The 10,489-nt window shown below is 60.3% G+C and carries 12 protein-coding genes; 5 read left to right on the top strand and 7 right to left on the bottom strand.

Annotated elements, in window-relative coordinates; all coding sequences use genetic code 11:
- Positions 1 to 59 precede the first annotated feature (59 nt).
- Positions 60 to 1,379: an MFS transporter gene (locus tag BWR59_RS26630; RefSeq protein ID WP_081568678.1), complete on the bottom strand. Its 1,320-nt coding sequence runs from the start codon at positions 1,377 to 1,379 to the stop codon at positions 60 to 62.
- Between the two features lie 292 nt (positions 1,380 to 1,671).
- Between BWR59_RS26630 and BWR59_RS26625 the strand changes: the two genes are divergently transcribed.
- On the top strand, positions 1,672 to 2,547 hold the full coding sequence (locus BWR59_RS26625) for a LysR substrate-binding domain-containing protein (RefSeq protein WP_081568677.1): 876 nt from the start codon (positions 1,672 to 1,674) through the stop codon (positions 2,545 to 2,547).
- Positions 2,548 to 2,564: 17 nt separating this feature from the next.
- On the opposite strand, the gene BWR59_RS26620 is transcribed toward BWR59_RS26625, so the two are convergent.
- Positions 2,565 to 3,422, bottom strand: coding sequence for a LysR substrate-binding domain-containing protein (locus tag BWR59_RS26620; RefSeq protein WP_081568676.1), 858 nt, complete (start codon positions 3,420 to 3,422; stop codon positions 2,565 to 2,567).
- A 113-nt stretch (positions 3,423 to 3,535) separates the two neighbouring features.
- On the opposite strand from BWR59_RS26620, the gene BWR59_RS26615 reads away from it, so the two are divergent.
- Positions 3,536 to 4,645 carry a 2-aminoethylphosphonate--pyruvate transaminase gene (locus BWR59_RS26615; RefSeq protein ID WP_081568675.1) on the top strand — a complete coding sequence of 370 codons (1,110 nt, stop codon included), beginning with the start codon at positions 3,536 to 3,538 and terminating at the stop codon, positions 4,643 to 4,645.
- 66 nt (positions 4,646 to 4,711) lie between these two features.
- Complete coding sequence (gene phnX / locus BWR59_RS26610; protein WP_081568674.1) at positions 4,712 to 5,539, top strand: phosphonoacetaldehyde hydrolase; 828 nt, start codon at positions 4,712 to 4,714, stop codon at positions 5,537 to 5,539.
- Between the two features lie 165 nt (positions 5,540 to 5,704).
- Here the strand turns inward: phnX and BWR59_RS26605 are convergent, their stop codons facing one another.
- Positions 5,705 to 6,268 (bottom strand): NAD(P)H-dependent oxidoreductase, encoded by a 564-nt coding sequence (locus BWR59_RS26605; RefSeq protein WP_081568673.1) that lies wholly within the window; start codon positions 6,266 to 6,268, stop codon positions 5,705 to 5,707.
- 315 nt (positions 6,269 to 6,583) lie between these two features.
- Between BWR59_RS26605 and BWR59_RS26600 the strand changes: the two genes are divergently transcribed.
- Entirely contained in the window at positions 6,584 to 6,796 is a 213-nt protein-coding gene (locus tag BWR59_RS26600; protein WP_081568672.1) for a hypothetical protein, read from the top strand.
- Here the strand turns inward: BWR59_RS26600 and BWR59_RS26595 are convergent.
- The 4 genes from BWR59_RS26595 to BWR59_RS26580 all read right to left on the bottom strand — a co-directional run bounded on the left by BWR59_RS26595 (position 6,789) and on the right by BWR59_RS26580 (position 9,525).
- Positions 6,789 to 7,355 carry a GNAT family N-acetyltransferase gene (locus BWR59_RS26595; RefSeq protein ID WP_081568776.1) on the bottom strand — a complete coding sequence of 189 codons (567 nt, stop codon included), beginning with the start codon at positions 7,353 to 7,355 and terminating at the stop codon, positions 6,789 to 6,791. The genes BWR59_RS26600 and BWR59_RS26595 overlap by 8 nt on opposite strands.
- 47 nt (positions 7,356 to 7,402) lie before the next feature.
- Complete coding sequence (dnaQ, locus tag BWR59_RS26590; protein ID WP_081568671.1) at positions 7,403 to 8,164, bottom strand: DNA polymerase III subunit epsilon; 762 nt, start codon at positions 8,162 to 8,164, stop codon at positions 7,403 to 7,405.
- A 105-nt stretch (positions 8,165 to 8,269) separates the two neighbouring features.
- Positions 8,270 to 8,722: a ribonuclease HI gene (gene rnhA / locus BWR59_RS26585; protein ID WP_074759157.1), complete on the bottom strand. Its 453-nt coding sequence runs from the start codon at positions 8,720 to 8,722 to the stop codon at positions 8,270 to 8,272.
- A 44-nt stretch (positions 8,723 to 8,766) separates the two neighbouring features.
- Entirely contained in the window at positions 8,767 to 9,525 is a 759-nt protein-coding gene (locus tag BWR59_RS26580; RefSeq protein ID WP_081568670.1) for a methyltransferase domain-containing protein, read from the bottom strand.
- Between the two features lie 97 nt (positions 9,526 to 9,622).
- Here BWR59_RS26580 and gloB point away from each other — a divergent pair, with 97 nt between their 5' ends.
- Positions 9,623 to 10,402, top strand: coding sequence for a hydroxyacylglutathione hydrolase (gloB, locus tag BWR59_RS26575; protein WP_081568669.1), 780 nt, complete (start codon positions 9,623 to 9,625; stop codon positions 10,400 to 10,402).
- Positions 10,403 to 10,489 lie beyond the last annotated feature (87 nt).

Genomic DNA, 10,489 nt, shown 5'->3' with positions numbered 1-10,489 from the left:
GCAGCGCGATTTTTCGGTTTTACTGGGGTCGTTACAACGCCGCGAACGGGTGCCGCCAATCAGGTGCGCAAGGCTTTCAAGTCCTGCACCGGCGTTTGCTCTTCGGATGACTCGATGACTGCGGGTCGGCTGTTCCAGTGCGGCAACAGCACCACGGCAGAGAACATCGCGCAGCCGGCAAACACGATGAACACCGTAACGGTGTCGAAATAACCCGGCAGCAAACCACCCAGTATTGCGCCGACCGAACCACAGCCATTGACGAAACCCGATGCGGTCGCAGCAGCCTTCGCGGTGCCGAAATCGATGGCGGCGGTGCTGCTGATCATCGAGTCCGGTCCGTACAGAGTGAGCCCCATGACAAACAGCAAAGCGACCACCAACAGCACACTGCCGGTGTGCATCGCCCCCATGAAAAAACCCAAGGCAACGGTCAGCGCCACCAGACTCAGCACACAGGCCGGCATGCGGCGGGCGCCGAACAGTTTGTCCGAGGCCAGACCGATGAGGACCGGCCCCAGCAAGCCTGCCAATTCAAAAGACGTCGGCACAATGGCTGCGCCGATCTTGCCGACGCTGGGCATCTGTTCGAAAACGATCACCGGCCCCCACAGCAGAATCGCGTAACGCGCAGGCTTGAGCAGAAAGTACGCCAGCCCCAGCGTCAGCACCGTGCGATTACGCAGGATTTCCTTCAGTGGGGTCCAGATGCTCATGCCCTTCTGAGCGTCGATTTCTGCCGCGCTGAGTTCGGGTTCCGGCTCCACCGCAGGCAACCCGACATCCTCCGGCGTGTTGCGCTGAAAGATGAAGAACAGCACGGCAACCAGCGCCACCACCGCGGCACTGGAGAAGAACGCCGCGTGCCAGGTGCCGATCAGGTCGTACGCCCACCAACCCGCGAATGGCGAGGCCACCAGCCCACCGAAGGCGTAGCACGAACTCCACAGCCCGAGCACCCTGCCCCGCTGGATCGCCGGAAAGAACGCACCGATGTTCTTGCACAGCCCCGACCAACCGGTGGACTGCGCCAAGCCTTGAATCAACATGCAGGTGGCGAAAATCGGCAACGTGGCGAAACTGCCCATGACCACCGCCGCGCCGGCGGAAATCAGCAAGCCACCCAGCACCACCACTCGCGGGCCGAAGCGGTCGGCGAGCATGCCCCAGGTGAACTGGCCGACCGCATAGGCCGCCAGATAGATGGCGTCCATGTTGGCCATGGCCATCTTGTCCAGATGAAAGCTCGGGTCTTCGGCGATGCCCAATTTGGCGACCGAGAACGCTTTACGGGTGAAGTAGAACGCAGCGTAGGCTAGCCAGGTAATGGCGAAAATCTGCACGCGCCAACGCTTGATGGTTGCAATGGAATTGCTCATTGGATCTGACCTCGGGTTTGAGTGTGCCGGCAGAAATCAAGGAAATAACGCCTGTGTTCTTATTGGTGTAAGCACTGCATCCGCAGCCTTTTTGAAGGGCTACGAATGGTCAGATGAGTCGCCGCGCAGGTGAAGCGTGCACACAACGCCTGCGCGGTCGCTCATGGCCTCGACCGGTGAGTCGGGTCACAACTGTCGTTCGGGCTGGAGGGGATAAAAGCAAGTGCAGACTAATAAGTGAAATCGATTTATCGTATTTCAAATATAAGCTCAGCTTGTAAGAGGTGAATGCATGTCGGTATCCCATGCCCAGTTGAAGGCCTTCCACGCGGTTGCCCAGCACGGCAGCTTCACAGTCGCCGCCCAGCGGCTGTTCCTCACTCAGCCGGCGATTTCCGACCAGGTGCGCAAGCTCGAAGAGCGCTACGGCGTGATGTTGTTCCATCGCAACAAACGTTCGGTGAAGCTCACAGACCTCGGCGAGCGCTTGCTGGGGATCACTCAGCGACTGTTCGCGGTGGAAATGGAAGCCGAAGAATTGCTCCAGGATTCACGCTCGCTGCAGAGCGGCAGCCTGACACTGGCAGTGGATGCGCCAGTCCACGTGTTGCCGCAGATCGCACGATTCTGCGAACGCTACCCAGGCATCACGGTGAAAATAGAAACCGGCAACACCGACGAATCGCTGCATCGGCTGTTCAACTATCAGGCGGATCTCGCATTGCTCGGACGGGACGTCAGCGACGACCGGTTGCTTTCAATCCCCCTGCGCAGCGATCCGTTCGTGGCCTTCGTGGCGTTGAGTCATCCTTGGGCGACAAGGGACTCCATCAACTGGGCGGACCTGCATGACACGCCGCTGGTGTTGCGCGAACCCGGCTCGGTGACACGACAGGTCATGGAGGAAGAAATGAACCGCCTGGGCTTGAAGATTCGCCCGGCGATTCAGGTGGAAGGACGTGAGGCGGCGCGGGAGGCGGTGGTAGTGGGGATAGGTGTCGGGGTGGTCTCGGCTGCCGAGTTCGGCTCGGATTCACGGGTCATCGCCCTGCCGATTCTGGACTGCACCCGGCGCATGACCGAAACCCTGGTGTGCCTGCCCGAGCAGAGTTCGCGGCGGGTGGTGGCGACGTTTCTGGAGATGGTGAATGAAGCGCTGACGCACTGAAATCCTTGCGCCGCGGTTCAAATCACAGCCAGCTCAAAAAACGCCTTGATCAATCGCAACTCCCGCCGTCGCTCCAGGCAACCGATGAAATGCTGATTGAGCAGACCTTCGCCGGTCAGCGGTACCGCGACAATTCTCGGATCATGGCCGACTTCCACAGAGGAAACGATGCCGATCCCCAGATCTGCCGCCACCGCCTCGGTCACCGCTTCGCGGCTGTCGAGCTCCAGCAGCACCCGAGGCTGAATCGCCGTCAATACACAGGCTTCATCAAAGGTGCGCCGGGTGATCGACGTCGGTTCGCGCAGCACCATGATCTGCAGATGCAGGCGCTCAACCGCAATGTCCTGTTCGTCTGCCCATGCATGCCGGGCCGGAAGCAGCGCGCAGATCCGCGACTGCGCCAGGTTTTGCAGGTACATCCCCTTGCGCGGGTCGACCTCGGTCAGCACCGCCACGTCGGCGTGCTCGGACACCAGTGCGGCCAGGGTTTCCTGCGCGTTGCCCAGCCGCAGGTTGACCGTGATGCCCGGAAACTTTGCCCGCAGCCGCGCCAGCATCGGCATGACCATGTGCGGTCCGTCCGCCGCCACTTCCAGACGCCCGGTCAGCAATTGCCGATTGGCCTCCAGCAACGCCTGAGCCTCCTCGGCCATGCCGAACATTGCTCGGGTGATCGCCGCCAGCTTGATCCCCTCCTCTGTCAGTTCCACCCGTCGTGCGGTGCGCCGCAGCAAGGTGATCTGATAGTGATCCTCCAGCGCCTTGACGTGCCCGGTCACGGCCGGCTGGCTGATAAACAGGCGGGCAGCGGCTCTGGTGAAGCTGCCTTCGCGGGCAACGGCGTCGAACGCACGGAGTTGAAACAGGTTCATGGCTATCGGCCTGACTTATAGTTCGGATAACAACAAGCAATTTGATTGATGGCTGGCCGAAGGTCAACGTATCCCCGTCGCTTCCGATCCCCTGACGCTTCGAGGACACCCCCATGAGCATCGCCCAACCGATCCTGCTGACTCCCGGCCCGCTGACCACTTCCGCCCGTACCCGCCAGGCGATGATGGTGGACTGGGGCTCGTGGGATGACCGCTTCAACCAACTCACCGCCAGCCTCTGCTGGCAACTGCTGGACATCATCAATGGCCACGAAACCCACCGCTGCGTGCCCTTGCAGGGCAGTGGCACCTTCGCGGTGGAAGCGGCCATCGGCACCCTTGTTCCTCGCGACGGCAAGGTGCTGGTGCTGATCAACGGTGCTTATGGCAAACGCCTGGCGAAGATCTGTGAAGTACTGGGGCGCGATTTCTGTACCTTCGAAACCGCTGAAGACCAGCCCACCACCGCCGCCGATGTCGAAACCATGCTGCAGACCGACCCGCGCATCACTCACGTGGCGTTGATTCACTGCGAAACCAGCACCGGGATCCTCAACCCGCTGCCGGAAATCGCCGAGGTCATCGCCCGTTTCGGCAAGCGCTTGATCATCGACGCCATGAGCTCGTTCGGCGCGCTGCCAGTGGACGCCGCGAAAATCCCTTTCGACGCCTTGATCGCCGCGTCCGGCAAGTGCCTTGAGGGCGTGCCGGGCATGGGCTTTGTCTTCGCGCGCAAAGAGGCGCTGGACGCCGCAGCGGGTAATTCCCACTCGCTGGCGATGGACCTGCACGACCAGTACACCTACATGGCCAAGACCGGCCAATGGCGTTTCACCCCGCCGACCCACGTGGTCGCAGCGCTGCACGAAGCACTGCTGCAATACAGGGAAGAAGGCGGCCTGCCCGCTCGCAACGTGCGTTACGCCGACAACTGCAAGGCCTTGATCGACGGCATGGCCGAACTGGGTCTGCGCAGTTTCCTGCCTGCGGACATTCAGGCGCCGATCATTGTGACCTTCCATGCGCCGCGAGATGCTCGATACCAGTTCAAGGACTTCTACGAGCGGGTCAAGGCCAAGGGCTTCATCCTCTATCCCGGCAAGCTGACTCAGGTCGAAACCTTCCGCGTCGGCTGCATCGGTCACGTTGATCGCGCGGGCATGCAGGCGGCAGTCGATGCCATCGGCGAAGTGCTGCAGGAAATGGAAGTGCTGGAAATCTGATCGTCATCAACCGTTTGAAACCCGAACTTGCAACCTTGCATCCGCACAGCCCCTGAGGACTCATTCATGAATTACAACAACCCAACCCGACTGCAAGCCGCGATTCTCGACTGGGCCGGCACCGTCGTCGACTTCGGCTCCTTCGCCCCGACCCAGATCTTCGTCGAAGCCTTCGGTGAGTTCGACGTGCAGGTCTCCATCGAAGAGGCCCGTGGCCCGATGGGCATGGGCAAGTGGGACCACATTCGTACCCTGTGTGACCAGCCGCAGATCGCCGAGCGCTATCGCAAGGCCTTCGGCCGTACGCCGACCGACGACGACGTCACTGCCATCTACGAGCGCTTCATGCCGCTGCAGATCGAGAAGATCGCCACCCATTCAGCGTTGATTCCCGGTGCGCTGGATACCCTCACCGGTCTGCGTCAGGAAGGCCTGAAGATCGGTTCCTGTTCAGGCTATCCGGCAGTAGTGATGAAGAAGGTCGTGGAACTGGCAGCGACAAACGGTTATGTCGCCGATCACGTCGTTGCCACCGATGAAGTGCCAAACGGCCGCCCATGGCCTGCTCAGGCACTGGCCAACGTGATCGCGCTGGGCATCGATGATGTGGCGGCATGCGTCAAGGTGGACGACACCGTGCCGGGCATTCTGGAGGGGCGTCGCGCGGGGATGTGGACCGTGGCACTGGTCTGTTCGGGCAACGCGCTGGGCCTGACCTACGAGCAATATCAGGCGCTGGCGCCGGAGAAGCTGGACGCGGAACGCAAACGCATCCACGCCCAGTTCGAAGGCTCACGCCCGCACTACCTGGTGGACACCATCAACGATTTGCCAGAAGTGATCGCCGACATCAACCGGCGCCTGGCCAAGGGTGAGATGCCGCAGGGCGTTTGATTCCGGTACCTCACGCAAACCGCATTCGGGCGATCCACTGAGACCTGCGGGAGGGGGCTTGCTCGCGATGAGGCCAGGCCGGGCAACAGTACTTCATCGTCTGGGATGCCAGTTTCGCGAGCAAGCTCCCTCCCCCAAGGTTTTGCAGTGTTTGAAAACTTGCAGTCAGGCCGTGACCGTCCGCGCCACATGAGCCGCAAACGCATCAATGATGCTCTGCAGGAACGGCCTTGTCTTCTCGCTCAACTTGCCTTGCTCATCGAAGAAACTCCCGGCATTGCCCAAATAAGCTTCTGGCTGCTGCATGCAGAGCACGTCGAGGAACACGAAACTCTGGCGCAGGTGCTGGTTGGCACCGAAACCACCGATGGCGCCCGGCGACACACTGACCACCGCCGCAGGCTTGGCCTTGCCCCACGAACTCTTGCCATACGGGCGCGAGCCCACGTCGATGGCGTTTTTCAGCACGCCGGGTACCGAGCGGTTGTATTCAGGGGTCACGAACAGAAAACCATCGGCACCTTGCAGCGCCTGACGGAACGTGGTGTAGGCCGCGGGAGGGGAATCCAGATCGATGTCTTCGTTGTACAGCGGCAAATCGCCAATTTCGACGATGCTCAGTTTGAGGCTAGGCGGTGCCAGCTCGGCGAGTGCGCGGGCCACTTTGCGGTTGAGGGAGTCTTTTCTCAAGCTGCCGACGACCACTGCAATCGAATGAACCTGGCTCATGAAACTGACCTTCTTCTGATGGAGGAGAGACAGTTATAGATGAAAGACGCGAATTGTTCAGTGCTGTTTTTTTGCTCCAACCAATCGAAACGAATGATAGTTAGCCTCCCGATCCGGGCTTTGGGCGGTACCGTTGGTCGCGACTATTTTTTCCGCACTGGAAAACTCCCCTTGAAAACGGCGGTCTGAAAGGCTTGAGCGAGCAAGGCACCGATGCAACCTACAGAATTGCCTTACGAGCGGACACGGATTCACGGCTCGCAGTGTTACGATGCGAGCGAAAACGAGCAGTTATTTCCAGAGGTTACAAAGCAAATGGCTTCAGTTCTAGTTGGGCAATTTCATGCCAGGGATGCGGAAGGCCGTATCTACCCGGTGCATGAATTCCGCGAATCACAGCCCGACCAGGCAGATGGCAAAGAGCCTGTGTCCACTTATCGCCTGGCCATTGGCGACCGTGTGAATCACCTGGGCGGTAATGAGTTCGAACTGCGCCAGTCCGGCATCAAACTGACACGGGTCATCTGATGCCCCCATCATCAAGCATGAGATACCAGAAAATCGCCGCTTCCTGAGTCGCTGGGTCGATGGCGCGATAACGCAGATAATCGACCCCGCCAACCACAAACCCATAGCTTTCGTACAGTCTGCATGCCGCCAGGTTGTTGTTCTGGGTTTCCAGCATGATGCCCGGCAGGTGGTGCTTGCGACTCCAGAACTGCGCCACGTCCAGCAACTTGCGGGCGATACCGCTGCGCCGGGCGAAGGTGTCCACCGCCAGTTCGTCGATATGAGCGAACCCGTTCCAGTGTTTGCTGATAACGATGTGCCCCACCGGGTCTTCATCGAGCCAGGCGACAAGCACAGTGCCATCGCCACCATCCCGGTAGTTGCAGAACTCGTCTGAATCGATGTTGTAGTTCTTGAGGTACGGCTCGACAGCCTCGATCCGCCATTGGGCGACCGGCGTACCGATCTGCACCTGAGCGAAGCCTGTGACGGTGAAGGTGAATTCGCTGTTGAGGATGTAATCTTCGAAACATTCGTCAGCGACTCGAATGTTCAGGGTCGGGGTCACCATTGTCACCATGGGCCTCCTGCGCCACCGATGGGAAGACTACATCCTGCCGCGAATCAGGCGTTTTCGGCCTGAGCCTCGAGCAGCTGTGTCCACAGTGCCGGAGCACCGGCGGACTTGGCAATCACCGCCAGGCGAGCCTGGTGATCGGCCAGTTCGCTTTCGCTGGCGACGATGATCCGCCCCGGCGTGCGATTGGTGATTTTGCGCACTTCGCTTGGACGGTCCGCCCCGCCTTCGCCATCGTTGTTGCCCGCCAGCGACAGGGTGGTCTGGCCGCCGGTCATCGCCAGATAGACGTCTGCCAAAATCTCGGAGTCGAGCAAGGCGCCGTGCAACTCACGGCCGGAGTTGTCGACGTCATAGCGTTTGCACAAAGCGTCGAGGCTGTTGCGCTGACCTGGATGACGCTCACGGGCCATGGCCAGGGTATCGAGCACCGAGCAGTAGGTGCTGATGTCGGCCCGGTCCTTCTGACCGATCAGAGTGAATTCGTTGTTGAGGAAGCCGACGTCGAACGCGGCGTTGTGGATGATCAGCTGAGCGCCTTTGATGAATTCGAAAAACTCATCGGCGACTTCGGCAAAACGCGGCTTGCCGATCAGGAACTGATCCGTGATGCCGTGGACGCCAATAGCGCCCTCGTCACTGTCGCGATCCGGTTGCAGGTAAACGTGAAAGTGCCGCCCGGTCAGACGCCGACCGATCAACTCCACACAACCGATCTCGATCACCCGGTGGCCGTCGGTGACGGGCATACCCGTGGTTTCGGTGTCGAGGACGACCCTTCGTTCAGTGATGATGTTCTGTATAGTCATTGCCCTACCGCCTCAGCTTCAGGCGCGGATATTAGCATGGGAGTTTTCGGGATGGGCGCATGACCGTCGGGCGACGGTCCCACAATAGAGATCACCTGAGGCTGATCAGCCGTGCTTGATCCCCCGCACCTCATCCACACCCCGGTTCGCCAATTGGTCAGCGCGTTCGTTGCCGTGGTGACCGATGTGTCCGCGCACCCACTTCCAGGTGACGTTATGGCGGCTGACCTGCTCATCCAGCTGTTTCCACAGGTCGGCATTCTTTACCGGCTCCTTGGCCGCCGTTTTCCAGCCGCGTTTCTTCCAGTTGACCATCCACTCGGTGATGCCCTTCATCACGTATTGCGAGTCGGTCACCAGGATCACATCGCAGGGGCGCTTCAACTCTTCAAGGCCACGAATGGCGCCCAGCAGCTCCATGCGGTTGTTGGTGGTATTGGCTTCACCACCCCAAAGTTCCTTTTCCACACCTTTGCACACCAGCAATGCGCCCCAGCCGCCCGGGCCGGGATTGCCCTTGCAGGCGCCATCGGAGAAGAGTTCTACGGTATCGCTCATTACGACTTATTCCAGAATTTGAAAGGCTTGATGCAACCTGAAGATCAAGGCTCGGGGCTGCGCCGATTAACCTTGGCCATCGGCAGCGGCAGCAATTTGCCCATGGGTTCGCGACGCGGCATGCGCACAGGCCGAAGCCCGACCACCATTTTGCGCGCCACTAATAAGTAGAAGCCGCCACCGGGGCTCTGCCAGCCATCGCCAAGGCGCTCGAGCCCGGCCAGTCGGGTCTGCCACTTGGGCGAAGCAAGCGGCGGACGATAGCACCCGAACCGGCGTTTCTCCAGCGCGAAGCCCAGCAGATTGAGCCAGTCGCCGACTCGCGAAGGCGAGATGCAGCGTGCGCGGCGCAGCGCATCGTTGGTGAAGAAATGGCGAATGCCCCAAGTGCTCCAGGGGTTGATGCCGACAATCAGCAAGTGGCCACCAGGGCGCACGCTGCTCGCGGCTTCGCGCAACAGACCGTGGGGTGACAGGCAAAAATCCAGGCCATGTTGCATGACCACCACGTCGGCGGCGTGCTCGCTCAACGGCCAGGCCTGTTCTTCGCAGACGATCTCGACGCCGGGCAAGGGCGCGCCGAGTCGCACATTGCGCTGCACTTGCTTGGCCGCGGGCGGGGTTTGCGCCGACGGGCCGTAATGCACTAGATAGCCGCCGAAGAACCGTTCGAGCTCTTCTTCGAGCACGCGACGCTCTTCTTCCAGCAGCAATTGCCCCAGCGGCCCGGACAACCATTCACGGGCAGAGCTGATCAACTCAAGCCATTCGGGGTCGGCCTGGGCGAACGCTTCATCGGTCATTTCCGGTCTCCATGAGTGTTCCCGTGCGCGAGTGGCTCGCGTGGAACCTGTTCAGACTCTAAGATGTTCCTTTGTTTCCAAAGCAGCGAACCGCGCCATGATACAGATCGATGCCCTGCCCGCTTTCTCTGACAACTACATCTGGTTGTTACAAGACAATGCCAGCAAACGTTGCGCCGTCGTGGATCCGGGCGATGCAGCGCCGGTACGCGCCTGGCTCGACAACAATCCCGGCTGGCAACTGAGCGACATTCTCGTCACCCACCACCATGCCGATCATACCGGTGGCGTCGCCGAGCTGAAAAACCTCACGGGCGCCAAGGTCTACGGCCCGGCCAACGAGAAGATCCCGGCCAGGGATGTCGCGTTGTCCGACTCGGATGAGATCACCGTACTCGGCCTGACGTTCGCCGTCCATGCGGTTCCGGGCCACACCCTGGGTCACATCGCCTTCTACCACGCTGACCCACAAAAACCGCTGCTGTTCTGTGGCGACACACTGTTCGCCGCTGGCTGCGGTCGCCTGTTCGAAGGCACTCCCGAGCAGATGCATCAATCGCTTTCGACCCTGGCTGCGCTGCCTGACAGCACGCTGGTCTACTGCACCCACGAATACACCCTGAGCAACCTGCGTTTTGCCGTGGCCGTGGAGCCGAATAATCCTGACGTCACTGCCCGCTTCGAGCAGGTCACGCGCTGGCGCGAAGAAAACCGCATGAGCCTGCCTTCCAATCTGGCGCTGGAACATAGGACCAATCCTTTTCTACGTGTTTCACAGCCTGCCGTGAAACAAAAAGCAGACGAACGGACCGGTACAGACAATGCCTCGCCCGTGGCGGTTTTTGCGGCCTTGAGGGCATGGAAAGATAAGTTCTAAACCGCCGCCGGATCAGCACAGAAATTCTGAAAGGTTGACCGTTCTCAAGACGCTTTCTAGAATCGCCCGACATTTTCGACTGGAACT

Origin of the sequence: Pseudomonas sp. Bc-h, from assembly GCF_002080045.1 — a bacterium.
Taxonomy (GTDB): domain Bacteria; phylum Pseudomonadota; class Gammaproteobacteria; order Pseudomonadales; family Pseudomonadaceae; genus Aquipseudomonas.
Note: the sequence above shows the minus strand (reverse complement) of the source record. Positions and strands in the feature narration are given on the sequence as shown.

Bases quoted from the DNA above. Each gene is read 5' to 3' on its own strand.
- BWR59_RS26630 (WP_081568678.1), bottom strand. From the start codon at position 1,379: ATGAGCAATTCCATTGCAACCATCAAGCGTTGGCGCGTGCAGATTTTC.
- BWR59_RS26625 (WP_081568677.1), top strand. From the start codon at position 1,672: ATGTCGGTATCCCATGCCCAGTTGAAGGCCTTCCACGCGGTTGCCCAG.
- BWR59_RS26620 (WP_081568676.1), bottom strand. From the start codon at position 3,422: ATGAACCTGTTTCAACTCCGTGCGTTCGACGCCGTTGCCCGCGAAGGC.
- BWR59_RS26615 (WP_081568675.1), top strand. From the start codon at position 3,536: ATGAGCATCGCCCAACCGATCCTGCTGACTCCCGGCCCGCTGACCACT.
- phnX (WP_081568674.1), top strand. From the start codon at position 4,712: ATGAATTACAACAACCCAACCCGACTGCAAGCCGCGATTCTCGACTGG.
- BWR59_RS26605 (WP_081568673.1), bottom strand. From the start codon at position 6,268: ATGAGCCAGGTTCATTCGATTGCAGTGGTCGTCGGCAGCTTGAGAAAA.
- BWR59_RS26600 (WP_081568672.1), top strand. From the start codon at position 6,584: ATGGCTTCAGTTCTAGTTGGGCAATTTCATGCCAGGGATGCGGAAGGC.
- dnaQ (WP_081568671.1), bottom strand. From the start codon at position 8,164: ATGACTATACAGAACATCATCACTGAACGAAGGGTCGTCCTCGACACC.
- rnhA (WP_074759157.1), bottom strand. From the start codon at position 8,722: ATGAGCGATACCGTAGAACTCTTCTCCGATGGCGCCTGCAAGGGCAAT.
- BWR59_RS26580 (WP_081568670.1), bottom strand. From the start codon at position 9,525: ATGACCGATGAAGCGTTCGCCCAGGCCGACCCCGAATGGCTTGAGTTG.
- gloB (WP_081568669.1), top strand. From the start codon at position 9,623: ATGATACAGATCGATGCCCTGCCCGCTTTCTCTGACAACTACATCTGG.